At 63.2% G+C, this 26686-nt stretch carries 27 protein-coding genes and 1 tRNA gene; 21 read left to right on the plus strand and 7 right to left on the minus strand.

Annotation, left to right across the window (positions count from 1 at the left end; all coding sequences use genetic code 11):
* Positions 1-36: 36 nt before the first annotated feature.
* The 12 genes from LB566_RS18845 to LB566_RS18900 all read left to right on the plus strand — a co-directional run bounded on the left by LB566_RS18845 (position 37) and on the right by LB566_RS18900 (position 13855).
* Entirely contained in the window at positions 37-3414 is a 3378-nt protein-coding gene (locus LB566_RS18845; RefSeq protein WP_224625478.1) for an SPOR domain-containing protein, read from the plus strand.
* A gap of 124 nt (positions 3415-3538) precedes the next feature.
* The gene (gene nagZ, locus LB566_RS18850; RefSeq protein WP_224625479.1) at positions 3539-4558 is read left to right on the plus strand and encodes a beta-N-acetylhexosaminidase; all 1020 of its coding nucleotides are present in this window, start codon (positions 3539-3541) and stop codon (positions 4556-4558) included.
* A 63-nt stretch (positions 4559-4621) separates the two neighbouring features.
* Positions 4622-5425 (plus strand): segregation and condensation protein A, encoded by an 804-nt coding sequence (locus LB566_RS18855; protein WP_224625848.1) that lies wholly within the window; start codon positions 4622-4624, stop codon positions 5423-5425.
* Positions 5422-6177 carry an SMC-Scp complex subunit ScpB gene (gene scpB, locus LB566_RS18860; RefSeq protein WP_224625480.1) on the plus strand — a complete coding sequence of 252 codons (756 nt, stop codon included), beginning with the start codon at positions 5422-5424 and terminating at the stop codon, positions 6175-6177. The genes LB566_RS18855 and scpB overlap by 4 nt, the downstream gene beginning before the upstream one ends.
* A gap of 179 nt (positions 6178-6356) precedes the next feature.
* The gene (locus LB566_RS18865; protein WP_015317533.1) at positions 6357-6578 is read left to right on the plus strand and encodes a twin-arginine translocase TatA/TatE family subunit; all 222 of its coding nucleotides are present in this window, start codon (positions 6357-6359) and stop codon (positions 6576-6578) included.
* 85 nt (positions 6579-6663) lie between these two features.
* Positions 6664-7419 (plus strand): Sec-independent protein translocase protein TatB, encoded by a 756-nt coding sequence (gene tatB, locus LB566_RS18870; protein ID WP_224625481.1) that lies wholly within the window; start codon positions 6664-6666, stop codon positions 7417-7419.
* Positions 7416-8279: a twin-arginine translocase subunit TatC gene (gene tatC, locus LB566_RS18875; protein ID WP_140551459.1), complete on the plus strand. Its 864-nt coding sequence runs from the start codon at positions 7416-7418 to the stop codon at positions 8277-8279. Before tatB ends, tatC begins: the two co-directional genes overlap by 4 nt.
* Before the next feature lie 375 nt (positions 8280-8654).
* On the plus strand, positions 8655-9962 hold the full coding sequence (gene serS / locus LB566_RS18880) for a serine--tRNA ligase (RefSeq protein ID WP_224625482.1): 1308 nt from the start codon (positions 8655-8657) through the stop codon (positions 9960-9962).
* A 229-nt stretch (positions 9963-10191) separates the two neighbouring features.
* A complete protein-coding gene (surE, locus tag LB566_RS18885; RefSeq protein ID WP_140551461.1) occupies positions 10192-10950 on the plus strand; it encodes a 5'/3'-nucleotidase SurE in 759 nt (252 codons plus the stop codon).
* Positions 10947-11600 carry a protein-L-isoaspartate(D-aspartate) O-methyltransferase gene (locus tag LB566_RS18890; protein WP_140551462.1) on the plus strand — a complete coding sequence of 218 codons (654 nt, stop codon included), beginning with the start codon at positions 10947-10949 and terminating at the stop codon, positions 11598-11600. The genes surE and LB566_RS18890 overlap by 4 nt, the downstream gene beginning before the upstream one ends.
* 178 nt (positions 11601-11778) lie before the next feature.
* The gene (locus LB566_RS18895) at positions 11779-13311 is read left to right on the plus strand and encodes a LysM peptidoglycan-binding domain-containing M23 family metallopeptidase (protein ID WP_140551463.1); all 1533 of its coding nucleotides are present in this window, start codon (positions 11779-11781) and stop codon (positions 13309-13311) included.
* Between the two features lie 238 nt (positions 13312-13549).
* Complete coding sequence (locus tag LB566_RS18900; RefSeq protein ID WP_140551464.1) at positions 13550-13855, plus strand: hypothetical protein; 306 nt, start codon at positions 13550-13552, stop codon at positions 13853-13855.
* An 85-nt stretch (positions 13856-13940) separates the two neighbouring features.
* On the opposite strand, the gene LB566_RS18905 is transcribed toward LB566_RS18900, so the two are convergent.
* Positions 13941-14816 carry an ATP-binding protein gene (locus tag LB566_RS18905; protein WP_140551465.1) on the minus strand — a complete coding sequence of 292 codons (876 nt, stop codon included), beginning with the start codon at positions 14814-14816 and terminating at the stop codon, positions 13941-13943.
* A 278-nt stretch (positions 14817-15094) separates the two neighbouring features.
* On the opposite strand from LB566_RS18905, the gene yajC reads away from it, so the two are divergent.
* The 6 genes from yajC (at position 15095) to LB566_RS18935 (ending at position 20764) form a co-directional block, all read left to right on the plus strand.
* Entirely contained in the window at positions 15095-15433 is a 339-nt protein-coding gene (gene yajC, locus LB566_RS18910; RefSeq protein WP_027024896.1) for a preprotein translocase subunit YajC, read from the plus strand.
* Between the two features lie 51 nt (positions 15434-15484).
* Positions 15485-18037 (plus strand): protein translocase subunit SecDF, encoded by a 2553-nt coding sequence (gene secDF / locus LB566_RS18915; protein WP_140551466.1) that lies wholly within the window; start codon positions 15485-15487, stop codon positions 18035-18037.
* 29 nt (positions 18038-18066) lie between these two features.
* Entirely contained in the window at positions 18067-18456 is a 390-nt protein-coding gene (locus LB566_RS18920; protein WP_224625483.1) for an Mth938-like domain-containing protein, read from the plus strand.
* Positions 18457-18481: 25 nt separating this feature from the next.
* The gene (locus LB566_RS18925; RefSeq protein WP_224625484.1) at positions 18482-19297 is read left to right on the plus strand and encodes a phytoene/squalene synthase family protein; all 816 of its coding nucleotides are present in this window, start codon (positions 18482-18484) and stop codon (positions 19295-19297) included.
* 82 nt (positions 19298-19379) lie between these two features.
* The gene (locus tag LB566_RS18930) at positions 19380-19814 is read left to right on the plus strand and encodes a hypothetical protein (RefSeq protein ID WP_224625485.1); all 435 of its coding nucleotides are present in this window, start codon (positions 19380-19382) and stop codon (positions 19812-19814) included.
* Positions 19814-20764 carry a sterol desaturase family protein gene (locus LB566_RS18935; RefSeq protein WP_224625486.1) on the plus strand — a complete coding sequence of 317 codons (951 nt, stop codon included), beginning with the start codon at positions 19814-19816 and terminating at the stop codon, positions 20762-20764. The genes LB566_RS18930 and LB566_RS18935 overlap by 1 nt, the downstream gene beginning before the upstream one ends.
* A gap of 18 nt (positions 20765-20782) precedes the next feature.
* Here the strand turns inward: LB566_RS18935 and LB566_RS18940 are convergent, their stop codons facing one another.
* The 5 genes from LB566_RS18940 to LB566_RS18960 form a co-directional block, all read right to left on the minus strand.
* Positions 20783-21112 (minus strand): type II toxin-antitoxin system RelE/ParE family toxin, encoded by a 330-nt coding sequence (locus LB566_RS18940; RefSeq protein WP_224625487.1) that lies wholly within the window; start codon positions 21110-21112, stop codon positions 20783-20785.
* Complete coding sequence (locus LB566_RS18945; RefSeq protein WP_224625488.1) at positions 21084-21386, minus strand: type II toxin-antitoxin system ParD family antitoxin; 303 nt, start codon at positions 21384-21386, stop codon at positions 21084-21086. The genes LB566_RS18940 and LB566_RS18945 overlap by 29 nt, the downstream gene beginning before the upstream one ends.
* Positions 21387-21453: 67 nt before the next feature.
* Complete coding sequence (trmFO, locus tag LB566_RS18950; protein ID WP_224625489.1) at positions 21454-22863, minus strand: methylenetetrahydrofolate--tRNA-(uracil(54)-C(5))-methyltransferase (FADH(2)-oxidizing) TrmFO; 1410 nt, start codon at positions 22861-22863, stop codon at positions 21454-21456.
* Between the two features lie 573 nt (positions 22864-23436).
* The gene (locus tag LB566_RS18955; protein ID WP_013531314.1) at positions 23437-23577 is read right to left on the minus strand and encodes a DUF1127 domain-containing protein; all 141 of its coding nucleotides are present in this window, start codon (positions 23575-23577) and stop codon (positions 23437-23439) included.
* A gap of 48 nt (positions 23578-23625) precedes the next feature.
* Positions 23626-23766, minus strand: coding sequence for a DUF1127 domain-containing protein (locus LB566_RS18960; RefSeq protein ID WP_013531315.1), 141 nt, complete (start codon positions 23764-23766; stop codon positions 23626-23628).
* Positions 23767-24001: 235 nt separating this feature from the next.
* On the opposite strand from LB566_RS18960, the gene LB566_RS18965 reads away from it, so the two are divergent.
* The 3 genes from LB566_RS18965 to LB566_RS18975 all read left to right on the plus strand — a co-directional run bounded on the left by LB566_RS18965 (position 24002) and on the right by LB566_RS18975 (position 26125).
* Positions 24002-25120, plus strand: coding sequence for a DUF2157 domain-containing protein (locus LB566_RS18965; RefSeq protein WP_224625490.1), 1119 nt, complete (start codon positions 24002-24004; stop codon positions 25118-25120).
* Positions 25117-25701, plus strand: a complete 585-nt coding sequence (locus LB566_RS18970) for a GDYXXLXY domain-containing protein (RefSeq protein ID WP_224625491.1) — start codon at positions 25117-25119, stop codon at positions 25699-25701. The genes LB566_RS18965 and LB566_RS18970 overlap by 4 nt, the downstream gene beginning before the upstream one ends.
* Before the next feature lie 220 nt (positions 25702-25921).
* Positions 25922-26125 carry a hypothetical protein gene (locus tag LB566_RS18975; RefSeq protein WP_224625492.1) on the plus strand — a complete coding sequence of 68 codons (204 nt, stop codon included), beginning with the start codon at positions 25922-25924 and terminating at the stop codon, positions 26123-26125.
* Positions 26126-26188: 63 nt separating this feature from the next.
* On the opposite strand, the gene LB566_RS18980 is transcribed toward LB566_RS18975, so the two are convergent.
* Positions 26189-26273: transfer RNA gene (locus tag LB566_RS18980), tRNA-Leu, on the minus strand.
* Positions 26274-26686: the final 413 nt, after the last annotated feature.

The raw sequence follows: 26686 nt of genomic DNA on the forward strand, positions 1-26686 counted from the left end.
CATGGCGTCCGAATGAGTGCGAGTTCGGGAACAATAATGGCAGACAGAACCCAGCTGAGAATAGCCGACAACAACGACATCGCCAACGATGATCCGTTCGCGGAACTGACCAGGATCATGGGGTTCGACCCGCGCCAGCCGGTCAGGCCCCAGGCGCCCGCCCAGCCGAAAGCCGCCGCTGATCAGCAGGCGCAGGAGAACGATTTCGACATCGATCTCGAAAAGGAATTGATGGGCGACTTCGACTTTGCCGAAGGCGACGCAGCGACCGTCGCCGATGTTGATGAGCCGGCCTTCGATGCCGCCGCTACCGACGGCACGGATGACGAACTCGCCATGGCGTTCGACGACATGCAGCTCGACGATGAGCATGGCGTCGATGACGCAGCTGTCGTCGCCGAGGCCGCGCCAGTTGTCGATCCCGCTTTCGATACGGATTTCGACGATGCGGTAGCCAGCTCCCTCGATGGCGTTTCGCCGCTCGATGACGATCTGCCCATGGCGGACGAGCTTGCGGCATCGCTCGATCAGGACTTCCGGCTTGATGACGCGATCGATGCGGCCGAGCCCGCCCTGGCCGCCGAAGTGGCGGAGCCTGTCGCGGAGCCGACCGTCGACCATGAATTCGACGATGGCTTTGCTCTTTCGCGCGAAGACGAACTGATGCTCGATGGTCACGTGGCGGAACAGCAGCCTGAAGCGGCCGCGGCTCCGGCCGAGCCTCCCGTCGAGGCGGCGCTGAACGCGAACCAGGCGGTTTCCGAAGAGGATCTTGGCGATCGCTTTGATGACGTCACGGCTTTCGACGACGCTTTGGCGGATATCGATTTCGATCTGGCCGCCGATCACTCGGTCGCGACCGATGCGCCCGTGGCTGCGGAGACGGATGCGCTTGACGCGCACGACGTGACCGCCGAGACGGCCGATGCGCACGAAATGGATGACGTGTTCGCCAAGGCGACGGATGCGGAAGGCGAGGCGGCAGACCTGGCCGCCGACGAGCCGCTCGACGATGCTTTCGAGCAGGACTTCAACGACGCGCTTGCCGAAGCGACGGACGAGCCGGCTGCCGAGCCTGTGGCTGCCACCGTTCAGCCGGCCGCCCCGGCTATGGCCGAACCGGTGCATGCCGCTGCCGACGAGCGTAGCCTTGAAGACGAGTTGAACGCGCTGTTGGGCGCTATGAGCGCACGCCCGGCGCCGGTGGCCAAGGAGGAGGTCGCGGTTCAGCAGCCTGTCGCCGCGACCGCGAAATCCGACGAAGAATCGGCAGCCGGCGACCTCGACTGGAACCTGGACGAACCCGCGGCGGCGCAGCAGCATCAGGCGGTCTCGACCGCTGACGTCGATCTTGACGATCTCATGCTCGATGAGCTTCAGGACCAGGACCTCGGCGCGCATGCCACTGCCTCTGAGGACGATGATTTCGAAGCGGAACTCGCCGCAAGCATCGACCTGGCCGAAGGCATCGACCTGGATGAAGGCGTCGCCGCGGATCCCGCCGCGCCGGAAACTTTCCGCGACGATCCCCTCGATTGGCTGACGACGCAGTCCACGCCGCCCGAGCCGGCCCGCTCGTGGAGCCGGGTTACGCCGGTCCCGCAGCCGCAACAGGCGAGTTTTACCGCCCAGCCGATGGCTTCGGCGGTCCCCATGGCCGCGGCGCCGGCTGCCGCGGTCCCGACCTATCGTGCGGCTGAGCCTGCCGCTTATGCGGCGCCGGCGGCCGCGCAGCGCGAGCAGTCCGCTTTCGATGACGAGATGCCCGACGTCGAGACCGTCGATGTGCCGGAGCGCGTCGTGGCGCTTCAGGATGATCTCGACATTCCGGAATTGCACTTCGAAGAGGACGAGCCGGCCGCGCCCGGCTACGACGATCTCGACGCCGAATTCTCCAATCTGCTGACCGAGATGAATACAGTGGATGTCGCTGCGGCTCCAGTAAACGCCAGCGCGTCCTATGCCGACGACTCCTACAATCCCGGCTTCAAATCGGGATACGATGCCTTTGAACCGGGCTATGAGACGCTCAAGCCGGGCTATGAGGGGCTCAAGCCGGGCTATGAGGGGCTCAAGCCGGGCTATCAGCCCGAGGCGCGCACCTACGCGGCACGGCCGGCGGAAATGTCTGCCCGCGCGACAGCGCCGGCAGGTTATGCCGACGCCACCAATGGCTTCGACGTCGACGACTTGCCCGGCAGCCAGCCGGTTTCACAAGCCGACGAGTTTGCCGTCGACGAGCTCGACTACGATCCCGAGCTGGACGAGGCGATGTCGGTTCCGGGTCTCGTCGAACGCGAGGCCGGCGGGCCGTCTCGCAGGCGCGGCCTGTTCATCGCCGCCATTGTCGGTGCGGTCGTTGTCGCCGGTGGTCTCGGCGCGTTCGCGCTGTCTCTGGGCGGCGAGGGCGGCAGTGACGCCCCGGTCCTGGTCAAGGCCGACAACGCACCGATCAAGGTCAAGCCGGAAAACCCGGGTGGTGCGGTGGTGCCGAACCAGGACAACAAGGTCTACGACGCGGTGGCCAAGGGTGCCAGACCCGCCGAGCCGGTCCAGCAGAAGCTCGTCACTAATGTCGAGGAGCCGGTCGATGTGGCGGCGAAGGATCCGGCTCGCGCCGTCGATCTCTCGCCCGACCAGACCGCAGCCGGCGTGACGGACGGCGACAGCGGCAATGCTTCAACCGCCGTTGCGGCGCCAGCCGACAACGCCGCGCCCGCAGCCAAGTCCGAGGATCGCATCGCGCAGGTTCTCCAGGATGCCGACAAGGGAACGAATCCCGACGTCGTCGCCGTGGCGCCGCGCAAGGTCAGGACCATGGTGGTCAAATCGGACGGGTCGCTGGTGCCGCGTGAGGATCCGGCGCCCGCCGCACCGCAAGTGGCTGCCGTGGAGCCGGTCGATCCGGCGCCGCAACATGTCGCGCCGTCGGCTCAGGCCGATGCTGACCAGACCGGCACGGTGGCGCCGGACGCCGCACAGGCGGCCGATGAGCCGGCCCTGAAACCGGTGGCCGAGCCCAAGACGGAAGCCAAGGCGCAGTCGGCCAACACGCCGGCCAAGGTTCCGGTCGCGCCGCAGCGTCCGTCCGACCAGCCGGTCGACGTGGTCGGCGAGGTCAAGCCCGATCAGGTTGCCTCCATCAGTCCGGCGGCGCCCTCGACCGGCGGCGGTTCGTGGTCGATGCAGATCGCCTCGCAGCCGACGGTCGAAAGCGCGCAGTCGACCTATCAGGACCTGCAGCGCCGCTACGGCGGCGTGCTTTCCGGCCGCACCGCCAACATCGTCAAGGCGGAGATCGCCGGCAAGGGGACTTTCTACCGTGTCCGCGTGCCTGCGCAGTCGCGCAACGATGCCATCAATCTGTGCACCAGCTACAAGGCTGCCGGCGGCAACTGCTTCGTGTCGAGGTAGTCATTCACCTCCCGTACTGGAGGAGAGCAGTTCGAAAACCGGCGCGGCCTCAACGCCGCGCCGGTTTTCTTTTGATTTTTCGACGTGATTCCCTTTGGCCGCGGAAGATTCTAGACTCGTCGGCATGACCGAATCAAAATCCATGATCCTCGGCTGTGCCGGGAAATCGCTCACCCGCGAAGAAATCAGTTTCTATCGCAATGAATGCCCGTGGGCCTTCATCCTGTTTGCCCGCAACATCAGCGAGACCGAGCAGATCCGCGATCTGGTCGCCGAGATGCGCGACTGCATCGGACGCCCGGATGCGCTGGTGTTCATCGACCAGGAAGGCGGCAGGGTGCAACGCCTGCGGCCGCCGCTGGCGCCGAACTATCCAGCCGGCGGCGCGCTCGGTGCGCTGTGGCGCGACGACCACGACGCCGGAGCCCGCGCCGCCTGGCTGATGGCGCGGCTGCACGCTTTCGACCTTCTGCGCTACGGCATCACGGCGGATTGCCTGCCGGTGCTCGACGTGCCGATCGAAGGGGCGAGCGACGTCATCGGCGCGCGCGCCTATGGCAAGGAGCCGCGCCCGGTCATCGAGCTCGGTCGCGCCGCGGCGGAAGGCCTTATGTCGGGCGGCGTGCTGCCGGTCATGAAGCACATTCCCGGCCATGGCCGGGCCTTCGCGGACACGCATTTCGAATTGCCTGTCGTCGACGCTTCGATGAGCGAGCTGCAGCGGCACGATTTTGCGCCGTTCAGGGAACTCAACCACCTGCCGATGGCGATGACCGCGCATGTCGTCTACAGCGCGATCGATCCGAAGAACCCGGCAACCACTTCCGGCAAGGTCATCGACGAGGTCATTCGCCGCGAGATCGGCTTCGATGGGCTCTTGATGAGCGACGACACCTCGATGAAGGCACTTTCTGGGGATTTCCCGACAAAGGCGGCCTCGATCCTTGCGGCCGGCTGCGATCTGGTCCTTCACTGCAACGGCGTTTTCGAGGAGATGGCGGGCATCGCATCGCGAACCAAAGGGCTTGAGGGCAAGTCGCTGGAGCGTGCAAACCGGGCAATGACCTATATAGAAAAACGCGACGCGGCTGAAGAAACCGAGATACGCGCCGAATTCGCCACCTATTTCGATGCGGTGGCCTAGCAAGAGGACGTGACAGCACAAGTGGCGGAAACATTGGAAAGCATGGCCGCGAAAGCCACACCGATGGACCGCCTGTGGGCCGAGAACGACGATTCACGGCTGACGGGCGACCCGTCGCTGGTCGTCGACGTGGCTGGCTTCGAAGGTCCGCTCGATCTCCTCCTGCATCTCGCCCGCAACCAGAAGGTCGATCTGGCGCGCATCTCCATCCTGGCGCTCGCAGAGCAGTACCTGGCTTTCGTCGAGACGGCGAGGGCACTGAGACTGGAACTCGCCGCCGATTATCTGGTGATGGCGGCGTGGCTCGCCTTCCTCAAATCGAAGCTTTTGATTCCAAAGCAGCCGGGAGAGGAAGGCGAAAGCGGCGAGGAACTGGCGGCAGTGCTGCAATTCCGGCTCAAGCGGCTGGAAGCCATGCGCGATGCATCGGCGCGCCTGGTCAACCGAAACCGCCTCGGCCGCGACGTGTTCGCGCGCGGCATGCCGGAAATGGTCATCATCGAGAAGCGCAATGCCTATTCGGCGTCGCTCTACGATCTGCTCACCGCCTATGCCCAGCAGCGGCAGAAGCAGGCAATCACCAATGTCACGATCGCCCGGCGCGGCGTCTGGTCACTCAAGGACGCGCGCGACATCCTGACCAGGCTGATCGGAAGCTTGCGGGACTGGACGGCGCTCGACAGTTTTCTCGTCCGATACTTGTCCAGCCCCGAAGAGCGGCGCACCGCGATCGCCAGCTCGTTCGCGGCGACATTGGAACTGGTGCGCGAGGGCAAGATGGATGTGCGGCAGGACGAGGTGTTCGCGCCGATCTATCTGCGCGACCACCGCGCACAGGCAATCAAGGCAGTCGAGGTGGCATCATGAGCGAACGCGCCAACGCTTCGGTTATCCCGTTCAAGATGGACAACGAACCGGAGGAGGGCGAGATCGACCAGGCTTCGGTTCAGAATCCGGCAGAGCGGCTGCATTTGGCGGAGGCGGTGCGGATGGCCGAGGCGATCATTTTCGCCAGCGCCGAGCCCGTCAGCGAAAAGCAGTTGGCCGCGCGCCTTCCCGATGGCATCAACATCGCGCTCGCGATGGCCGAGCTGCAGCAGATCTATGCGCGCCGCGGCGTCAACCTGGTGCGGGTCGGCGATGCCTGGGCGTTTCGCACCGCCGGCGATCTTGCCTTCCTGATGAGCCGTGACACCGTGCAACAGCGCAAGCTGTCGCGCGCGGCGCTCGAGGTTCTGGCGATCATCGCCTATCACCAGCCGGTGACGCGCGCCGAGATCGAGGACATCAGAGGCGTCGAAACCTCGAAAGGCACACTGGATACCCTCTTGGAGACGGAATGGGTGCGCATGCGCGGCCGGCGCAAAACGCCCGGCCGTCCCGTCACCTATGGCACCACCGAAACCTTCCTCGACCATTTCGCGCTCGAGGAAATCCGCGATCTCCCCGGCATGGAGGAGTTGAAGGGCGCCGGCCTGCTTTCGGGCCGCATGCCGTCGAATTTCTCCATTCCGCAGCCGCCGGCCGATCCGGATGCGCTGACCGAGGACGAGGATCCGCTGACCGATATCGATCTCGAGGAACTCGGCCTGCTGACGCCGCGCGTCACGGAAGATTGACCGCAAGCCTCTGTTCCTGGAGGCTTTCCCGGGCTAGATGCGCCGATTGGTAGCGGACCGCATCGCCGAAAATGTGTGACATCCGACAGCCTTTCATAAACTCTGTCGCGGTTGTGTTTGAATCCCAACGCGAAAACGCATAGATCATCGCCAGGGAAACCATTCGAGAGAGAGTTGCTATGGGTTCATTTTCGATTTGGCACTGGATGATCGTGCTGGTCATCGTGCTTCTGGTGTTCGGCCGCGGCAAGATTCCCGAGCTGATGGGTGACATGGCCAAGGGCATCAAGAGCTTCAAGAAGGGCATGGCCGACGACGACGTTGCCGATGACAAGCGGACCGTCGAACATCGCGCCGACGAAACCGTTTCGGCAGCGAAGGAAAAGGCCAGCAAGAGCTGAGCCAAGGGTTGTTGCTTTGTGCGTGTCGTTGTCCCAAAACCGCTTCGCACTTTTGGGCGGCATGCATTAGTCGGAACGGATAGCCATGTTTGAAGTCGGCTGGACCGAAATGCTGGTGATCGCGATCGTCATGATCGTGGTCGTCGGGCCGAAGGATTTGCCCAACATGCTGCGCACATTCGGCCGCACCACGGCGAAGCTGCGTGCCATGGCCGCCGATTTCCAGAAGCAGTTCAACGAGGCACTGAAGGAAGCGGAGCTCGACGACGTCAAGAAGTCGGTCGACGAGCTAAGGGGGCTCAGCCCGGTTGCCGAGATCAGGAAGCAGCTCAATCCGTTCGAGCAGGCGGCCGCCGATGTGCGTTCCGGCGTCGACGCGGCGATGAAGCCGAAGCCGGCCGCCGATACGGCAGCGCCCGCCGGCTCGGTACCGCAGTCGGCCGAACCTTTGAAGAACGGCGCGACCACCATGGCGGGGCCCAATGACCCCGCTACCACGCCGGCCGCGCCGATCTTCCCGGTCATGACCGACGAATCGGTGGTGGCGTCTTCAGTGCCGACAGAGCTGACGCCAAAGGCACCCGCGGCAGGGAAAGCGGCAAAGCCTGCGCCTGCCAGGGCTTCGGCGAATGGCGCAAAAGCCTCGGCGCCTGGGAAAGCGGCGACCGCCAAGGCCGCGCCAGCATCGAAAACGCCGGCGAAGCCCGTAGCGGCTTCAAAAGCTGAAAGCTCCAAGGCTGCCAAACCGGCAACAGCCAAGGCGGCCACGACCAAGGCCGAGGCGAAACCGGCTCCGGCGAAGAACCCGGTTGCCAAAAAGACGGCGGGAGCCGCCAAGTGAGCGTTTCGGACAAGGAAAAGGACGAGATCGAGAAATCGTCGGCGCCGCTGATGGAGCATCTCATCGAATTGCGCCGGCGGCTGATCTGGTCGCTCGGCGGTTTCTTCGTCGCCTTCCTGGTCTGCTTCTTCTTCGCCAAGAAGCTGTTCAACCTGCTGGTCGTGCCGTTCAAATGGGCGACCCAATGGGCGGGGCTCGACCCGCACAAGGTCGAGCTGATCTACACCGCGCCGCAGGAATTCTTCTTCACCCAGGTCAAGCTTGCCATGTTCGGCGGCATGGTGATCGCCTTTCCGCTGATCGCCACGCAGATCTACAAGTTCATCGCGCCCGGCCTCTACAGGAACGAGCGCAACGCCTTCCTGCCGTTCCTGATCGCGTCGCCCATCCTGTTCCTGATGGGCGCCTCGCTGGTTTATTTCTTCTTCACGCCGATGGTGATGTGGTTCTTCCTCGCCATGCAGCAGTCGGGCACCAACGACCAGGTGCAGATTTCGCTGCTGCCGAAAGTGTCGGAATATCTCAGCCTGATCATGACGCTGATCTTCTCCTTCGGCCTGGTGTTCCAGCTGCCGGTGGTGACCAGCCTTATGACGCGCGTCGGCATGCTGTCGTCCAAGGCGCTGGCCGAGAAGCGCAAATGGGCGATCGTCATCGCTTTCGTCGTCGCGGCGGTGCTGACGCCGCCCGACCCGATGAGCCAGATCGGGCTCGCCATCCCGACCATCCTGCTCTACGAGGTCGCCATCTGGTCGGCCAGGCTGATCGAGCGCAGCCAGGAGCGCGAGCGCCTGGCGCGAGAGAAGCAGCAGTCCGAGGAAGAGGTGGCGGAAAAGCCGGCGGACGCATCCTCCACATAGGCAAGGCCGCGTCGCCCCTGCGGGCTGCCGGGCCCAGAATCGGTGCACGGCCGGCGCCGATAGGAATTTTTTCTTGACTTCCTGCCCGCCACTATGGTAGATATTTGCCTATGGTGCTGATTTGCGCCAACCACCCGCCGCCGAGGCGGGTTTTTTATTTTTGGACTGTCGCGCTATCCCTCACCAGTCGAAAGCGGGCTCGCGGCCCTGCCGTCACCCAAGCCCGATCTTGCATCGATCAGAGATGCGGTTTACCCCCTCTGGCCTGAAACGCATCGCGAACCGGCGATGCGTTTGAGGCTATATTCTTGAGCATATCGTAGCGCAAACCGCCGTGCGCTTTGGGCGGCAAGCTACCGCAGGAGCTTTCAGACCATGCTTGACATCAAATGGATTCGCGACAACCCGAAGGCCCTTGTCGAGGCGCTGGCGAAGCGCTCCTGGTCGGTCGTGGAAGCGCAGTCCACCGTCGATGACCTGATCGCCAAAGACGAGGCGCGGCGCGAACATGTCACCGAGCTGCAGACCAAGCAGGAACGCCGCAACGCCGCCTCGAAGGAGATCGGCAACGCCATGCGCTCGGGCGATGCGGCCCTTGCTGAAAAACTGAAAGCCGAAGTCGGCGAGATAAAAGCCTTCATCCAGAACGGCGAGGCGCGCGAACGCGAGCTCGACAAGGCGCTGAACGACGCGCTGGCGGTGCTGCCCAACGTGCCGCTCGACGACGTGCCGGTCGGCAAGGACGAGCACCACAATGTGGTCAAGCATATCGTCGGCGAGGTGCCGACTCGCCCGAACTGGGTGAAGGAGCATTTCGAGATCGGCGAAGCGCTCGGCATGATGGATTTCGAGCGTGCGGCAAAGCTGTCCGGTTCGCGCTTCACCGTGCTGAAGAGCGGGCTGGCGCGGATGGAACGCGCGCTCGGCCAGTTCATGCTCGACCTGCACACGACCGAGCATGGCTACGAGGAAGTCATTCCGCCGCTGATGGTCAAGGACGATGTTCTTTTCGGCACCAACCAGCTGCCGAAATTCGAGGAGGATCTGTTCTTCACGCCGCATGGGGACGGCAGGCTTGGCCTGATCCCCACCGCCGAAGTGCCGCTCACCAACCTCGTGCGCGAGGAGATCACCGCGCATGAGAAATTGCCGCTGCGCTATACGGCGCTGACGCCGTGCTTCCGGTCGGAGGCCGGTTCGGCAGGCCGCGACACGCGCGGCATGCTGCGTCAGCACCAGTTCTACAAGGTCGAGCTGGTGTCGATCACGGACCAGGAGTCCTCGCTGGCAGAGCACGAGCGGATGACGCAATGCGCCGAGGAGGTGCTGAAGCGGCTCGGCCTGCCGTTTCGCACAATGGTGCTGTGCACCGGCGACATGGGCTTTGGCGCGCGCAAGACCTATGACATCGAGGTGTGGCTGCCGGGCCAGAACGCCTATCGCGAAATCTCGTCCTGCTCTGTCTGCGGCGATTTCCAGGCGCGGCGCATGGACGCCCGCTACAAGGACAGGGATGGCAAGGGCAATCGCTTCGTCCATACGCTCAACGGTTCGGGCACCGCTGTCGGGCGCGCACTTATCGCCGTCATCGAAAACTACCAGAACGAGGATGGCAGCGTAACCATTCCTGAAGTGCTGCGGCCTTACATGGGCGGGCTGGAAAAGATCGAATCATCGAAGTGACTAGCTTGGCAGTGTCGCATTCCTTCGCGCCCCCCTCTGTCCTGCCGGACATCTCCCCCACTAGGGGGGAGATCGCCCTCTCATCCCGGCTTTCGCCAATTATTGGCGTAACAAGGAAGTCGGCGGTCATGGAACTGCCGATCTCCCCCCTTGTGGGGGAGATGGCCGGTAGGCCAGAGGGGGGCGCCATAGAGCGCTGCCATCAATCCAATTCTGCGAAGGCGGCTTCATGCGCATTCTCTTGACCAATGACGACGGTATTCATGCCGAGGGCCTGGCGTCGCTCGAGCGCGTCGCGCGCACATTGTCCGACGATGTCTGGGTGGTAGCGCCGGAGCAGGACCAGTCCGGCTATGCGCACTCGCTGTCGATCTCGGAGCCGCTGCGGCTGAGGAAAATCGGCGAGAAGCATTTTGCCGTCCGCGGCACGCCGACCGACTGCGTCATCATGGGCGTCAAGAAGGTCCTGCCCGGCGCGCCCGACCTGATCCTGTCTGGCATCAATTCCGGCGCCAACATCGCCGACGACGTCACCTATTCGGGGACTGTCGCCGGCGCGATGGAGGGCGCGTTGCTCGGCATACGCTCGATCGCACTCAGCCAGGGTTACAGCACTGTCGGCGAGGACCGCGTGGTCCCTTACGAAACCACCGAGGCGCTGGCGCCGGCGCTGCTCAAGAAACTCGTCGCGACGCCGTTGCCGGATGGCGTGCTGCTCAACGTCAATTTTCCGAACTGCCTGCCTGAAGAGGTCGCCGGCACGGTGGTCACTTCGCAGGGCAAGCTCGTGCACAGCCTGTGGGTCGACGAACGCCGCGACGGGCGCGGCCTGCCTTACTACTGGCTGCGCTTCGGCCGCGAGCCGGTCGAGGGCAAGCAAGGCACCGACCTTTTTGCCCTGCGCAATCGCCTGGTATCGGTGACGCCGTTGCAGCTCGACCTCACCGCGCATGAGATTCGTGACCAACTGAGCAAGGCCCTTGCATGAACCTGCCAATCGATGACCGAGAAGGATTTGCGGCCTTCCTGCTGCGCCTGCGCGGCAGGGGGACCGTGCCGAAGGCGCTGATCGCGGCTTTCGAGGCGACGCCGCGGCGCGGCTTCCTCGCCGCCCAATTCCATTCCATCGCCTGGTCGGACCGCATGCTGCCGATCGAGTGCGGCGAAGCGATCGAGGGTGCGGACATGCAGGCGGCGGTGATCGCCGCACTCGCCATCGAAGTCGGCAACCGCGTGCTCGAGATCGGCACGGGCTCCGGTTATACGGCAGCGGTGATGTCGCGCCTGGCGGGCCGGGTCGTCACCATCGACCGCTACAAGACGCTGGTCGAACAGGCCAGGCAGCGTTTCGAGGCGCTCGGCATCGGCAACGTCATCGCGCGCCAGGTGGATGGTTCCTCCGGTTTGGCTGCCGAAGGACCGTTCGACCGGATCGTCGCCTGGGCCGCCTTCGACAGCCTGCCGCGCTTCCTGCTCGACCAATTGTCGAGCGGCGGCATCGTGATCGCGCCGATCGGACCGGAGGAGGGCGAGCAGGTGCTGGCCAAGCTCACCAAGGTCGGCAGCCGTTTCGAGCGAGAGGATATCGGCCTCGTGCGCCTGCAGCCGGTATTGCGCAGCCTGGCGGCCGTTATCTAGGGATTGTCCATGTTCAGCCGGCCTGCAACCGCGGCTGCGCGTGCCTCTCTGTGGGCGGTCTGAACGGCCCCAAATATTTTAAGAAAATTTGCGTCTGATTCTAATGGGTTAACCGACCAGTAACATTAACGCGCTTTAATCCTGTCCAGTTGGTGCAGAGTTTGTGCGGGTTAGTGCGATGCAACTCAGTGTTTTGAAGGCAAACAGTCGCAATTTGGCGCGGGGGTGCGCTGTTCTCATGATCGCGGGCGCTGCGGCTGGGTGCAGCTCGCAAGTATCGCGGTTCAACGGCGTCGACGACGTCTTCACCTCCTCGACAAACAACCAGCGCGCCATCATCAACAAGCAGGATGCCGTGCAACAGCCCTATCCGGGGGATGTCGCCGCCGCGCCGCTCGATGGCAGCCACACGCAGTCGGTCAGCCGCTCCAGCCTCGAACCTGTTTCGACGCGGCCGTTGCCGCCGCCGGTCGCCCAGGCGCAGCCGGCTCCGGCGCTGGCACCCGCCGCCAATCCGGTGCGTGTTGCATCGGCGCCCGCTGTGGTGCGCCCGGCACCGCATGTCGACCGGACGACGACCGGCACGGTTGCTCCCGCGGCCAAGCCGTTCAAGGATGCCCAGCCCGACGCCAAGATGGCCGGCACGCGGCACGCTACCGAAATCGTCGTCAGGGACGGTGAAACGATCTCCGGCCTGGCGCAACACTACAAGGTGCCGGCCGACGTGATCATGAAGGTCAACGGGCTGAGCACGACCAAGGGACTGAAGACCGGCCAGAAGATCATCATTCCGGCCTACGCCTATTCCAGCAAGGCCGAGCCCAAGATGGCCGATGCCAAGCCCGCCAACGGCAAGCGCGACTTGCCGGCCACCGCGCCGGACAAGGTCGCCGTGCTGCCGCAGCAGCCGAAGCTCAAGGAGGGCAAGTCGGCCGCGCAGGTCGATGCTTCGGCCGCGGCGAACAAGCCGAAGGACAACAAGCCCACCCCGCAAATGGCCGCCGCCGCGCCCAAGGCCGGCGCCGGCGGTACCTATACGGTGCAATCGGGCGATACGCTTTCCTCGATCGCCAGGAAGACCGGCGTCGGCGTTGTCGCCATCAAGCAGGCGAACGGCATGCAGGACGGCTTGCTGAAGATCGGCCAGACCCTGAAGGTGCCGGCGGGTGGAACAGCGACCGTCGCCGCCGCCAAGCCGGCGAAGGTCGATCCGGTAACCACGGCCACCACGCAGCCTCCCGTGAAGGCAACGCCGTCGGAAACGTTGGCGTCCTACACGCCGCCGAAGAAAGACGCGAAAGTCATTCAGCAGGCCGAGGACGACGATGTTGCGGCACCCGACGCCACGGGCATCGGCAAGATGCGCTGGCCGGTGCGTGGTCGCGTCATCTCCGGTTTCGGTTCCGGCAAGGACGGCGTCGATATCGCCGTGCCCACGGGCACGCCGGTCAAGGCGGCCGAGAATGGGGTCGTCATCTATGCCGGCGACGGCCTCAAGGAATTCGGCAATACGGTGCTGGTGCGGCACGAGAACGGCCTGGTCACCGTCTATGGCCATGCCAGCTCGATCGAGGTTCAGCGCGGCCAGAAGGTCAAGCGCGGCCAGGAGATCGCGCTGTCGGGCATGAGCGGCACGACGGACTCGCCGAAGCTGCACTTCGAAGTGCGCAAGAACTCGGCCCCGGTCGATCCCTCCGGCTATCTCGAATAGTCGGGGTTATTTCGAATAGAATAAAAAAAGCGATTTGCGGGCCGCCTGACCTCCAGTCCGGCCCGCCGGCTCGGCCCGCCCCGCAAGGAGCGGGCTTTTTCAGTTGGTTGCGGGATCCACGTCGTTGTTTCCATACATGTCGCGGTTCCAAATTCGGGGGCGCCGTCAGAAAAGCGGTTATCTGCATTTTAACTAATATAGAGGAAAGTCATTTTCGGCGCTCTGCAAGGAGAGTGGAATGACTGAATTTGTCGAAGAGGATGAACTTCCGTCTGCCAGTCCAACCCATCGCTGGCAATCGCATGTGCGAGCGACTGCTTTAATTGTCGCGCCGGTCATTTCGATCGGATGTGCCGCTCTGGCCGGTTATTTCTCCTATGCGGTGATCAATACCAAGCCGCCCACGGACATGTCCAAGCTGGCCATTTCCATCCTGAAATCAGGCGATGCTTCACCGGAAATGCAAGCCTGGGCGACCGATACACTCGGCATACAAACCGATATTCCCATGGTCCTGGGAAGCATAAAGCCTGTGCGGGAATGAACACGATATAGAAACCAGCGTCCCCGGACGGGGTCGGCCACGAAACTTTTGTGGCCGGCTCCTGCCGTCACTCGGTCGATCCCGCCTAGTCCTTCAACGGCTTGCCGAGCCGGCCAGCCAGGTCCTGCGTGAACTGCCAGGCGACGCGGCCCGAGCGGCTGCCGCGTGTCGTCGCCCATTCCAGCGCCTCGGCTCGCAACTGCTCGGGGTCGATGTCGAGCCCATGATGGTTGGCATAGCCGTTGACCATTTCGAGATATTCGTCCTGCGAACATTTGTGAAAGCCAAGCCACAAGCCGAAGCGATCGGAGAGCGAAACCTTCTCCTCGACCGCCTCGGACGGATTGATGGCGGTGGAGCGCTCATTGTCGATCATGTCGCGCGGCAGAAGATGGCGGCGGTTCGATGTGGCGTAGAAGATGACATTGGCCGGGCGGCCCTCGACGCCGCCTTCGAGCGCTGCCTTCAATGATTTGTAGGAGGTATCGTCATGGTCGAAGGAGAGGTCGTCGCAAAACAGGATGAAGCGGTAAGGCGCGGCCTTCAGCAGCGTCATCAGCTTCGGCAGCGTATCGATATCCTCGCGATGGATCTCGATCAGCTTGAGCGGGCGGTCGGGTTCCGGCGAGGCGTTGATTGCGGCATGCACAGCCTTGACCAGCGACGATTTGCCCATGCCGCGCGCGCCCCACAAAAGCACGTTGTTGGCGGCGTAGCCGGCGGCGAAGCGCTCTGTGTTGTCGACGAGGATGTCGCGCACGCGGTCGACGCCGCGGATCAGGCCGATATCGACGCGGTTCACCTTGCGCACCGGCTCCAGGTAACCCGGATCCGCCTGCCAGACGAAACAATCGGCCCCGCCAAGGTCGGTTTCGGGCACAGGCGACGGGGCGAGGCGGCTGACCGCCTCGATCAGACGGTCGAGTTTCTGGTTCAAGGCGTCGATGCTGATATCGGTCATCTCTGGTCTTTGCTTCGGTTCTTGCGTGGGGCAGGTTCGACCCCGGCGGTTTCGAAATCGGCTGCAACCGTTTGTTCGAGCGTGATCTTTTGCGAAAACCCGCTCGCGCTTTTCGCGGCCATGCTCTAACACGGGCGAACAAGCCGGAAAAGCAGCCGATTTGCCCGGCCACGCAGTTGCATTGGCAACTTTACCGACTATATTCCGGCCAAATTTCGCGGGGCTGCCAAATCCACTGAACCCTTTGGCGGCTGTTTTCAAAATTCAGGAGTACCTCGATGTTCGTGACACCGGCATATGCCCAAGGCATTGGGGCTTCACCCGATATGTTCATCAGCATTTTGCCGTTTGTCCTGATCTTCGTGATCATGTATTTTCTCATCATCCGGCCGCAGCGCACGCAGCTGAAGAAGCGCGGCGAGATGCTTGCCGCGGTACGCCGCGGCGACACGGTCGTCACCGGCGGCGGCTTCGTCGGCAAGGTGACCAAGGTGATCGACGACAATGAGCTCGAGATCGATCTCGGCGGCGGCACCAAGGTGACGGCGCTGCGCTCGACGATCGCTGATGTGCGCGTCAAGGGCGAGCCGGTGGCGAACCAGAACGCCAAGAAATAACCAAATTCCAGGCGGAGCGATCCGCGGACACGCTCTGACGGACGACGCTATATGCTTTATTTCTCGCGCTTCAAGATGATCCTGATCTGGCTGGCCGTGGCCGCCACAGTGGTCCTCGCCGCGCCCAATCTCATTCCTGCAAGCACGCTGGCGCAGCTTCCGAGCTGGGTGCCCAAGCGGCAGATGACGCTTGGCCTCGACCTGCAGGGCGGCTCGCACATCCTGCTGCAGATGGATCAGAACGACCTGGTCAAGGCGCAACTGGAGACGACGCGCGACGAGATCCGGACGCTGCTGCGCGAGGCCAAGATAGGCTATACGGGCCTGGCGGGCACGGGCAGGACCGTGCAGGTCCGCATACAGGATCCTAACCAGCTCGACGCGGCCAAGACGGCACTGAAGCCGCTGACCGAGCCGGTTGCCGCCAGCCTGTTCACCGGCGGCTCCGTCCAGGAGATGGCGCTGGACGATTCCGAGCCCGGCCTGCTCAAGTTCAGCGTGACCGACGCCGGCATAAAGTATCGCACCTCGGCTGCGTTGGCGCAGTCGATCGAGGTCGTGGAACGCCGCGTCAACGAACTCGGCACCACCGAACCGATCGTGCAGCGGCAGGGCGACGACCGCATCCTGGTGCAGGTGCCCGGTTTGCAGGACCCGCAAAGGCTGAAGGAAATCATCGGCCAGACCGCCAAGCTGACCTTCCAGATGGTGGACGAGTCGATGCCGGTGCAGGATGCGCTGAAGGGCCGTCCGCCGGCCGGTTCGTCGATCCTCTATTCGCAGGACGATCCGCCGGTTCCCTACCTGATCGAAAACCGCGTCATCGTTTCCGGCGAAGACCTCTCCAAGGCGACCGCAACCTACAATTCGCAGACCAACGAGCCGGTGGTTTCCTTCACCTTCAACTCGCGCGGCGCGACACGGTTCGGGCAGGCGACATCGCAGAATGTCGGCAAGCTGTTCGCCATCATCCTCGACAACCAGGTGATTTCGGCGCCGCAGATCCGCGAGCCGATCCTGGGCGGCACCGGCCAGATATCAGGCAATTTCACGGCCGAGAGCGCCAACGACCTCGCGGTCCTGCTGCGCGCCGGCGCGCTGCCGGCAAAGCTGACCGTGATCGAAGAGCGCACGGTGGGCCCGGGCCTCGGCCAGGATTCGATCCATGCCGGCAAGGTCGCCGGCATCATCGGCTCTATCCTTGTCGTCGCCTTCATGTTTGTTGCCTACGGCTTCCTCGGCTTCCTCGCCAATATCGCGCTGGCGGTGCACGTGGCGATGATCGTCGGGTTGCTGTCGCTGCTTGGCGCGACGCTGACCTTGCCGGGCATTGCCGGTATCGTGCTGACCATCGGCATGGCCGTCGATTCAAACGTTCTGATCTACGAGCGTATCCGCGAGGAGCGGCGAAACGGCCGCTCCGTGATCCAGGCAATCGATACCGGTTTCAGCAAGGCGCTGGCGACGATCGTCGATTCCAACGTCACCTCACTGATCGCGACCGTGGTGCTGTTCTATCTCGGAACCGGTCCGGTGAAGGGCTTTGCCATCACCTACGCCATCGGTATCCTGACCACGGTGTTCACCGCTTTCACCTTTACCCGGCTGCTGGTGTCCATCTGGCTGCGCCGCGCCCGCCCGAAGGAATTGCCGCGGGCGCCGGTGACCTTCATCCCGCCCGGCACGAAGATCCCGTTCATGGGTATCCGCCGCTGGACCTTCGCGCTGTCGAGCCTGCTGTCGGTCCTGTCGGTGGTGCTGTTCATGACCGTCGACATCAACTATGGCATCGATTTCAAGGGCGGATCGCTGATCGAGGTGAAGTCCAAGAGCGGCAATGCCGATCTTGCCGACATCAGAGCCAGGCTCTCGGAACTGAATATCGGCGAAGTGCAGGTGCAGCAGTTCGGCGAGCCGAACGACGTGCTGATCCGTGTCGGCACGCAGGACGGCGGCGAGAATGCCGAGCAGACCGTCATCGACAAGGTTCGTGGCGAGTTGCAGGACAATTACGATTTCCGCCGCGTCGAGGTGGTGGGACCGACCGTGTCGGGGGAACTGGCCAAGCAAGGCACGATCGCCATGCTGGTCGCGCTGGTGGGCATCCTGATCTATGTCTGGTTCCGCTTCGAATGGCAGTTCGCGGTCGGCGCCATCGTGGCGACCGTTCACGACGTGGTCATGACTATAGGCTTCTTCGTCATCACCGGGCTGGAGTTCAACCAATCGTCGCTGGCGGCGATCCTGACCATCATCGGCTATTCGCTGAACGACACGATCGTGGTCTATGACCGCGTTCGTGAGGACCTCAGGAAATACAAGAAGATGCCGCTGCCGCAGCTCCTCAACAACGCCATCAACGAGACGCTGTCGCGAACGACGCTGACCTCGGTGACGACGATCCTGGCGCTCCTGGCGCTGGTGCTGTTCGGCGGCGAGGTGATCCGCTCGTTCACGATGGCAATGCTGTTCGGCGTGGTGTTCGGCACCTATTCGTCGATCTTTATCGCCGCACCGCTGCTGATCCTGTTCAAGCTGCGGCCGCAGGCCACGAGTTCGGACGAGGAAAAGCCGGTCGGCGGCGGCAAGGCGGTTGCGACCTGACGCGCGGCCCGAAGGGCGGATAGGCAGGGATGGCCAAAGGCATCGTCATCCGCGAGGCGCATTTCCCCGGCCGCGCCCCTATCGAGGCGTATGGCAATGGCGGCTTCCGCTTCGCCGACATGTCGCATCGCGGTTCGCTTCTGTGCCTGCCGTCGGGCATCCATGGCTGGGAGCCGGCGGACCCATCTGCGCTGACGGTGGCGGATTTCGAACGGCTGCTGGCCCAGGCCGATAAGATCGAAATCCTGCTGGTCGGCACGGGCAAGGATTTACGACCCTTGCCAGCGCAGCTTCGCGCCGCCTTGAAGGCCGCGGGCATAGCCGCCGACCCGATGGCGACCGGTGCAGCGGTGCGGACATATAATGTCCTGCTCGCCGAGGATCGCGCGGTCGCCGCCGCGCTGATCGCCGTCGACTGACGTGGACCACAGGGGCGAAATCGTCATGGGCGCCGTGCGCGCCGCCGACCATGACCGCTATCTCAGCGCGCTCTATGCGCCAACCGACAAGCGCGACGCGCTGTTTTCGCTCTACGCCTTCAATGCCGAATTAGCGGGCATTCGCGATCGTATCCGCGAGGCCTTGCCGGGCGAGGTGCGGTTGCAATGGTGGCGCGATGTCATCGCAGCCGAAGGGTCCGAGACGGGCCATCCTATCGCCGATGCGCTGAAGGCCACGATTTCCAGGTACAGCCTGCCGAAGCCGGCATTCGAGAATATGCTCGAGGCCCGGATCTTCGACCTCTATGACGACCCGATGCCGTCGCGAACCGATCTCGAAGGCTATTGCGGCGAAACGGCAGCCGCGCTCCTTCAACTGGCGGCAATGGTGCTGGATCCGGGAGAAGCGCCACGTTTCGCCGAACTGGCGGGCAGGGCTGGTTGCGCGCAGGCGATTACGGGACTGTTGCTCCTGCTGCCGCTGCATCGCAGGCGCGGGCAGTGTTTTGTTCCGGCCGACATCCTGGCCGCGGCGGGTTCGTCTCCGGAGGAATTCGTCACCGACGATGGTGGACCAGGTGCGCAGCGCGCCGTCGCCGCCATGATCGCGCTGGCGCGGGAGCATCTCTCGGCCTTCGAGAAAGGCGCATCGGGTCTGCCGGCTTCGCTGCGTCCGGCCTTTCTGCCGCTGGTCCTGTCGCGAGCCTACCTGACGAAAATGGAACGCGGTTCGCCGCTCGACGGCACGGTGCGACTCTCGACCATGCGCCGCCACTGGCTCATGCTGCGTCGCGCGATGGTGGGCTGGCCAGCACTTTGACGTAAACGTCAATTATGCTAAGGAATCGCTCGACCGGGAACTGTTGCCAAGACAACAGGCCGGATGGAGGAGACGCCTGTCCATGAGCCTGCCCGTGCTGGTCGTGATCGTCGTGATTGGCATCGCGCTGTCGGTCGCCGCCGTTCATTTCACCGGCGGTAGCCGCAAGGCCAGGCTCGCCGATGCGGAGCAGGCGCGCGAGCGTTTTGCCGAGGATTTTCCGGATGAACCGGCGGCCGCCATCCACCTCACATCCGATGGCCGGACCGCGTTCCTGGAACTCGGGCGCGGGCGCCTCGGCATCGTCCAGAGCATCGGAGACCGTTTCCTGACGCGTATCGTCACGCCGCGCGATGTATTGGCACGGAGTGACGATGGTGCCGGCACGATTGCGCTGCGCCTTGCCGATTTCACCTGGAAAGGCGGCCGCTTCGCCTTCGCCAGCGCTGCCGACGCGCACGCTGCGCTCAAAATTCTTCAGCCGCAGCATCCGAGTTCGACGAGGGAGGCGGCGTGATGGACGACTACAATTTTCCGCAGGTCACGCAGCTTGCCATCCCGTTCTTCGTCGCAGCGATCCTGATCGAGCTGTGGCTGGTGCATACCGGCCGGGCCAAGGGCTCGTTCGAGACGCGCGACACGCTGACCAGCCTGATGATGGGCACCGGCAATGTCGTTGCCGGGCTGCTGCTCGGCGTCGTCTCCTACTGGGCGCTGCTGTGGCTCTGGCAGTTCCGTTTCTTCGATCTCGGTCTGTCGATCTGGGTGTTCCTGGCGGCCTTCCTGCTCGATGATTTGCGCTATTATGTCTACCACCGCATCGCGCATCGGGTGCGTTGGGTGTGGGCCGAGCACGTCAACCACCATTCCAGCCAGCACTACAATCTGTCGACGGCACTCAGGCAGAGCTGGACGGGCCTGTTCACCTTCATGTTCGTGCTGCAGGCGCCGCTGGTACTGCTCGGCTTCCATCCGGCGGTGATTGCCTTCACCTTCGGCTTCAACCTGGTCTGGCAGTTCTGGATCCACACCGAGACGATCGGCAAGATGTGGGGCTGGTTCGAATTCGTCTTCAACACGCCCTCGCACCACCGCGTCCACCACGCCACCAATCCGCGCTACCTCGACGCCAACTACGCCGGCACGCTGATCATCTGGGACCGGATGTTCGGCACCTTCGTCGAGGAGTTGGAAGAGGATCGGCCGCGCTACGGCATCGTGAAAAACCTTGGCACCTTCAATCCGCTGAAAGTGGCTTTCCACGAATGGATCGGCATGTTCAGGGATGCCTTCGCACCGGGCCTCAAGCCGCGCGACCGACTGAATTACCTGATCAAGCCGCCCGGCTGGAGTCATGATGGCTCGCGCGAAACCTCCGAGACGCTGAAGGCGGCTTATGTCAGGCGAAATCCTGGGGAAGCGGGGAAGCCGGGACTGCCGATGGCGGGCGCCCGGCCGGCGGAGTAGCTGTTTCGTGGGCCAATCTTAGGAAGGGCCCGATCCGCCATCTCGCATCAATGTCTCGTAGTCGCGGCCGCCGTAGAAGATGTTGACGATGCGAATGATGTCGCTCTCGATTATATAGGCTATGACGGCGGAGTGCTCGAACGGAACGGTTCGCAGTCCCGGCACGATGTCGTCGTGTAGGCGACCGCCACGAGGTGCGTTGCCGATGTTTTGACAACGCACTTTGATTCGGTCGACAAATTGGATGGCCACGTGCTCGCTTCCGCTCTGGTCGAGAATATAGCTGGCAATCGAATTCAGATCGGCGAGCGCCTCTTCGTTAAGAATGACGGCGAGACGCTGGATCATCGCTCTCTCTCGCCAGCTTCGAGATTCGCGTTTTTATTCTCTCGACCGCTTCGTCCAATGGAACACCCGGCCTCGTGTCCTCGAGCGACGCCTTCACGCGCGCCCGGATCGACGCCATGCGTTCGGCATGCTCGTCCTCTTCGCGCTGGAAAGCGCGAAGCGCAGCGCGAATGACTTCGCTCGCCGAGCCGAAGGAACCGTCCTCGACTTTTTCGCGGATCATGCGCGCCATGGCGGGCGTTACGGTGACGGACAGTTTCTCGGCTGGTTCCATGCGATGACTCCCATGATCGAGCGAGTAGGATACTATCCTACTTTCCGCGGCAGGCCAATCTGAAAGGTTATTCCGCCGCTTGAGCTTGCGCCGGCAACCCCAGCCATTGCCGGCAATCACCCAGAGCACGCGACGTGATCGCGTGCCTTTTGGCAACTGTCTTGTCCTTGCCGCGCAGGCGTTTGCCTTCGATCTTCACCACCTCGACAGGCGGGAACAGTCCGAAATTGACGTTCATCGGCTGGAAAGAGCGCTTTCCCGGCTCGTCATCCGAAACAATATGACCGCCGGTGATGTGGTTGAGCAGCGCTCCGAACGCCGTGGTGAGTGGCGGCAGCGACGGCGCGTGGCCGAGCCGCTCGGCGGCGGCGAAGCGGCCGGCCAGCAGGCCGATGGCGGCGCTTTCGACATAGCCTTCGCAACCAGTGATCTGGCCGGCGAAACGCAAGCCGGGGCGCGACTTCAGCTGCAGCGAGCCGTCGAGCAAGGTCGGCGAGTTGATGTAGGTGTTGCGATGCAGGCCGCCGAGGCGGGCGAATTCGGCGTTCTCCAAGCCGGGAATCGTGCGGAAAATGCGCACCTGCTCGGCATGCTTCAATTTGGTCTGAAAGCCGACCATGTTGTAGAGCGTGCCCAGCGCGTTATCCTGCCGCAGCTGCACGACGGCGTAGGCCTTGACGGTCGGATTGTGCGCATTGGTCAGGCCCATCGGCTTCATCGGCCCGTAGCGCAGCGTCTCGACGCCACGCTCGGCCATGATTTCGATTGGCAGGCAGCCGTCGAAATAGGGTGTGCCTTCCCATTGCTTGAATTCGGTTTTCTGGCCGTCCACCAGTGCCTGCACGAAGGCAAGATACTGGTCCTTGTCCATGGGGCAGTTGATGTAGTCCTTGCCGGTGCCGCCGGGCCCAACCTTGTCGTAGCGGGACTGGAACCAGCAGGTGTCCATGTCGATCGTGTCGAAATGGATGATCGGCGCGATCGCATCGAAGAAGGCGAGCGCATCGGCGCCCGTCGCTTCGGCAATCGACTGTGCGAGCGAGGGTGCGGTCAGCGGGCCGGTGGCGATGACGGCCTGGTCCCATTCGACCGGCGGCAAGCCGGGAACTTCCTCGCGCTGGATGGAGATCAGCGGATGTGCCTCGATCCTGGCCGTCACCGCGTCGGAAAATCCGTCGCGGTCCACGGCCAGCGCGCCGCCGGCCGGCACCTGGTTGGCGTCGCCGGCGCTCATGATCAGCGACCCGGCCAGCCGCATTTCGGCATGCAAAAGACCGACGGCGTTGTTCTCGGCGTCGTCGGAGCGGAAAGAATTGGAACAGACGAGTTCGGCCAGGCCCTCGGTCTTGTGCGCCTCGGTGCCGCGAACGGGCCGCATTTCGTGCAGCACAACGGGAACGCCGGCTTGCGCCGCCTGCCATGCGGCTTCCGATCCGGCGAGGCCGCCGCCGACGATGTGGATGGGATTTTTGATCATGAGCGCCGGAATAATCGCTTGGGGGAACGATTGCAATTGCCGCGCCTGGGGCGACGTGGCCGTGACGGCGAAAGCTGCCCCTGAAAACAACAACACCCGCCGGGGGAGGAGGTCCGGCGGGTGTCGTTTTTGGGGTCGACCCTCGGGAGGAGGTGAAGGCCGACCATATTCGTCATCGCCGGGGAGGAGGTCGGCTCTGACGAAATTCGTTTTGCCATTTTGGAAGGGGGCAAAGCCCTCTGGAGCAAAATTCATCTTGCTCCGGGGAAACAACGCCCGCCGCGGGAGGAGGTGCGGCGGGCGCCGTTTGGGTGGCCAACCTTCGGGAGGAGGTGAAGGTTGGGCCTATTCGTCATCGCCGGGGAGGAGGTCGGCTCTGACGAAATTCTTTTTGCCATTTTAGAAGGGGGCAAAGCCCTCTGGAGCAAAACTCATTTTGCTCCGGGAAACAACGCCCGCCGCGGGAGGAGGTGCGGCGGGCGCCGTTTTGGTGGTCAACCCTTGGGAGGAGGTAAGGGGTGACCGTATTCGTCAGGGTCGGGGAGGAGGTCGACCCTGGCGAAATTCCGTTGGTTAGATCGCCTGGCGAGCGATGATCTTAATTTCGTCGCGGACGATGCCGAGATCATGCAGCTGGCGGTTTGAAAGGCGACCCAGCTCGGTAACCGTCTCGCGATAAACGCGCCAGTTACGATAGTTGCGGATCAGGTTCATTGTCATGCTCTTCTCAAAACTGGGTCGGACCATTCGCGGTCCGAAGGATTAGACCGCCTTGCGAGCGACGTAAGGAATGTCGCTGCGGCTGATGCCGAGGTCGGTCAGTTCACGGTTGCTCAGGCGGCTCAGCTCGGAAACGGTGTCCCGGTAGCGGCGCCAGTTGCGGTAGTTGCGGATCAGGTTCATGGTAGTTCTCGTTTCGTCTTTTCTTGCGGATCATTCCGTTTGTGTACGAACCATAAATAGGCAGGCTCATATCGATTTAAAAGCGCTATGGCTGCATGGCAGCAATGCAAATTGTGCAATGCAACATTAACAAGCCTTCACGGACCTGACACAAAGAAGCCAGAATCAGAAAGTGCCGTGACGTCAACGGTTTGGCAGCTCCAGCTGAAAAACCGACCAAGCAGCGGGGGGAGACATGGCGGGCTACGCGACACGGGTCAGGTCGGACATTGCGCGATGGTTCGAGGCCGGACTGATCGACGCCCCGACGGCCGATGCATTGAGGCGCGACGTCGAGGCCAACGCGCGCCAGTCGTTGAGCTTCGGTTCGATCCTGGCGATGATGGCGGCGCTGCTGTTCGGCGCGGCCATCCTGATCTTCGTCGCCGCCAACTGGGAAGCCATTCCGCGGCTGGCGCGGGTGGCCGCGCTCTTTGCCGTCATCCTTGGCGGCTATGTCGGCGGTGCTGTGCTGAAGACGCGCGACCATGCGGCGATCGGCGAGGCTCTGTGGATCGTGGCGGCGGCTGCTTTCGGCGGTTCGATCGCGCTGATCGGCCAGATGTACCATCTGTCGGGCGACGAGGCCTTGGCCTTGATCACCTGGGGCGCCGGCACCGCATTGGCGGCGGTTGCGCTGCGGTCCAATCCGCTGACCGTCGCCGCGGTCGGCATCGCCGACGCCTGGCTGTTCCTGAAAGGGTTCGACTATTTCAACCGCAGCGAATTTCCGCATCTCTTCCTCGTCATGGCGCTCGTGCTGTTTGCCGTCTCGTTCTGGACCCGCAGCCAGGCGGCGCGGCACCTGATCATCCTGTCGCTGCTCTTCTATCTTGTGCTGCTCGCCGTGGATCACGGGACGCTGCCGGTGGCGGTCCCGCTGGTCGTCGTGTCGGTATTGTTATTCGTTGCGGCCGTCTTCGCGCCGGAACCGGTCGACCGGATCGTGCAGCTTGGCGGCCGCTTGCCGCTGCATGCCCTGCTTGGCTTCCTCACCGGGCTGGCCATCATCCAGTTCGAACTGGCCGACGAAAGCAGCTATAACAGCGGTTTCGCCATTGCCTCGGTCGTCGCGCTGGCCGGCATCGTTGCCGCCATTGTGCTCGCAGGGCGCGACAGCCGTGGCCTGCGCTGGCTTGCCTATCTCGGCTTCGCCTTCGAACTCGCCATGATCTATGTCGTGACCCTGCAATCGATGCTCGACACGGCCGGCTTCTTCCTTGCCGCGGCGGTGCTGCTTGGCATCCTTGCGATCGTCATCATCCGCGTGGAGAAACGCATGAAGGGTCCGGCCACCGGAGGAGCCACGGCATGATCACCGGAAAGAGGCTTGTTATCTCGGCGTTGGTGCTGGCGCTCGTCCAGGTCGGCTTCCTGGGCTGGATCATCGCCGGCCGGGCGGCGATCCTGCGCAATGGCAAGGACGTGCTGCTGAAGATCGAGCCGGTCGATCCGCGCGACCTGCTTCGCGGCGACTATGTGGTGCTCGGCTACGACATCTCGCGCATACCGGTGAAGATGATCGCCAACATCCCGCCCGGAAAACTCTCCAGCGACGACACCTCGATCGTCGTCCGCCTGAAGAAGGACGCCGACGGCTACTGGACGCCGAGCACTGCCTGGTTCGGCACGGCGCCGACACCGGCCGGTGCCGACGAGGCCGACATTCGCGGTCATGTCGCCGAAGGCTGGGATCTTCGCGGCGAGGGAATGACGATCGCGCCGGATTACGGCATCGAACGGTTCTACCTGCCGGAAGGCGAGGGGATGGCAATCCAGAACGACATGCGGGTGCGCCCGTTCGGCATCCGTCTTGCGCTGGCCCGCGACGGCACCGCCCAGATCAAGGCGCTGGTGGACGGCGACAAGACGCTGTTTCAGGAGCCGCTATATTAAGGTGTGCTACGGGGTGGCCGCCATCCATGGCTTGAAGAGCCAAGGGCGGCGCGGCCTCGAAGCTCACGCCTTGGAATGGCTGGAACGTCCTGAACGTCGATCGATCTCAGGGGCCATTTCCGGCATTCGCGTCTCGCCACTGGATTGTGTTGCATGATGGGTATACGCTCAACGCTGGCGGTGGCATTCAGAAAGATGGAAGCCGATGGCGACGGGGTACTTGGACCACCAGTTGGAGTGCCCCTTTTGCGGCACGATAAGACTGCGGATTCCTGCCGATGCCGAACCTTCGACCAGCATCCGGTGTGACGACTGCGGTCAGTATCTTGGCACATGGGACGAATTGCAGGATGATTTCCAGCGCCAAGGCGGCAATGACGGCATCTTCCGCCTCGACAAGGGGCGCATCAAGAAGCTCGCCTAAGACGGTTTCCTGATTTTTTGCCGGGCGCCGCGGACTAGCCGCGAAACATTGTCATGCCGGCAGTGGTGCGCGTGAAGGGACTCGAACCCCCAAGCCTTGCGGCGGCAGGACCTAAACCTGCTGTGTCTACCAGTTCCACCACACGCGCCTCAGGCGGGCTGTAGCAGAGCCTCGCCGGACTTGTCGAGGTCTTGGGAGTGAGGTGAGATACCGCATCGTCCCTGAACATCGCGGCGGCCGCCATCCCTGCCGGTTCGTCACGTCCGCATGGTTCCGGCGATAGCCATCATTCTGTCAATGTCAGGGCCGAAATGATGGTTATTCGCCGAAACGCGAAGATGGTTGAAAATTGGCCTCGCCTGTGACAAAAGGCGTGTCGAATGTGACGGGACGCGACGATCCGCTTCTGCAAAATGTGATAAGAAGTAGGAAAAACAAAGACTTATTCACATTTTGGAACGCAGTTTGGAAGAGTTTGAGCCGTATTTCCGGTCAAATCGCCAGGTTCCGTACCAAAAGCCATTCCCGGCAAGATTATACCGGCAGGCTGTGAACGGCGGA

Source organism: Mesorhizobium sp. CA13, assembly GCF_020165235.1.
Lineage (GTDB): Bacteria > Pseudomonadota > Alphaproteobacteria > Rhizobiales > Rhizobiaceae > Mesorhizobium.

Coding starts and splice junctions, on each gene's coding strand:
- LB566_RS18945 (WP_224625488.1), bottom strand. CDS start 21,386: ATGGAACCAGCCGAGAAACTGTCCGTCACCGTAACGCCCGCCATGGCG.
- LB566_RS18900 (WP_140551464.1), top strand. CDS start 13,550: ATGACTGAATTTGTCGAAGAGGATGAACTTCCGTCTGCCAGTCCAACC.
- nagZ (WP_224625479.1), top strand. CDS start 3,539: ATGACCGAATCAAAATCCATGATCCTCGGCTGTGCCGGGAAATCGCTC.
- LB566_RS18965 (WP_224625490.1), top strand. CDS start 24,002: ATGGCGGGCTACGCGACACGGGTCAGGTCGGACATTGCGCGATGGTTC.
- LB566_RS18930 (WP_224625485.1), top strand. CDS start 19,380: ATGAGCCTGCCCGTGCTGGTCGTGATCGTCGTGATTGGCATCGCGCTG.
- tatB (WP_224625481.1), top strand. CDS start 6,664: ATGTTTGAAGTCGGCTGGACCGAAATGCTGGTGATCGCGATCGTCATG.
- LB566_RS18865 (WP_015317533.1), top strand. CDS start 6,357: ATGGGTTCATTTTCGATTTGGCACTGGATGATCGTGCTGGTCATCGTG.
- serS (WP_224625482.1), top strand. CDS start 8,655: ATGCTTGACATCAAATGGATTCGCGACAACCCGAAGGCCCTTGTCGAG.
- trmFO (WP_224625489.1), bottom strand. CDS start 22,863: ATGATCAAAAATCCCATCCACATCGTCGGCGGCGGCCTCGCCGGATCG.
- LB566_RS18955 (WP_013531314.1), bottom strand. CDS start 23,577: ATGAACCTGATCCGCAACTATCGTAACTGGCGCGTTTATCGCGAGACG.
- secDF (WP_140551466.1), top strand. CDS start 15,485: ATGCTTTATTTCTCGCGCTTCAAGATGATCCTGATCTGGCTGGCCGTG.
- LB566_RS18920 (WP_224625483.1), top strand. CDS start 18,067: ATGGCCAAAGGCATCGTCATCCGCGAGGCGCATTTCCCCGGCCGCGCC.
- LB566_RS18845 (WP_224625478.1), top strand. CDS start 37: ATGGCAGACAGAACCCAGCTGAGAATAGCCGACAACAACGACATCGCC.
- scpB (WP_224625480.1), top strand. CDS start 5,422: ATGAGCGAACGCGCCAACGCTTCGGTTATCCCGTTCAAGATGGACAAC.
- LB566_RS18970 (WP_224625491.1), top strand. CDS start 25,117: ATGATCACCGGAAAGAGGCTTGTTATCTCGGCGTTGGTGCTGGCGCTC.
- LB566_RS18925 (WP_224625484.1), top strand. CDS start 18,482: ATGGGCGCCGTGCGCGCCGCCGACCATGACCGCTATCTCAGCGCGCTC.
- LB566_RS18960 (WP_013531315.1), bottom strand. CDS start 23,766: ATGAACCTGATCCGCAACTACCGCAACTGGCGCCGCTACCGGGACACC.
- LB566_RS18890 (WP_140551462.1), top strand. CDS start 10,947: ATGAACCTGCCAATCGATGACCGAGAAGGATTTGCGGCCTTCCTGCTG.
- LB566_RS18940 (WP_224625487.1), bottom strand. CDS start 21,112: ATGATCCAGCGTCTCGCCGTCATTCTTAACGAAGAGGCGCTCGCCGAT.
- LB566_RS18905 (WP_140551465.1), bottom strand. CDS start 14,816: ATGACCGATATCAGCATCGACGCCTTGAACCAGAAACTCGACCGTCTG.
- LB566_RS18895 (WP_140551463.1), top strand. CDS start 11,779: ATGCAACTCAGTGTTTTGAAGGCAAACAGTCGCAATTTGGCGCGGGGG.
- surE (WP_140551461.1), top strand. CDS start 10,192: ATGCGCATTCTCTTGACCAATGACGACGGTATTCATGCCGAGGGCCTG.
- yajC (WP_027024896.1), top strand. CDS start 15,095: ATGTTCGTGACACCGGCATATGCCCAAGGCATTGGGGCTTCACCCGAT.
- LB566_RS18855 (WP_224625848.1), top strand. CDS start 4,622: ATGGACCGCCTGTGGGCCGAGAACGACGATTCACGGCTGACGGGCGAC.
- LB566_RS18935 (WP_224625486.1), top strand. CDS start 19,814: ATGGACGACTACAATTTTCCGCAGGTCACGCAGCTTGCCATCCCGTTC.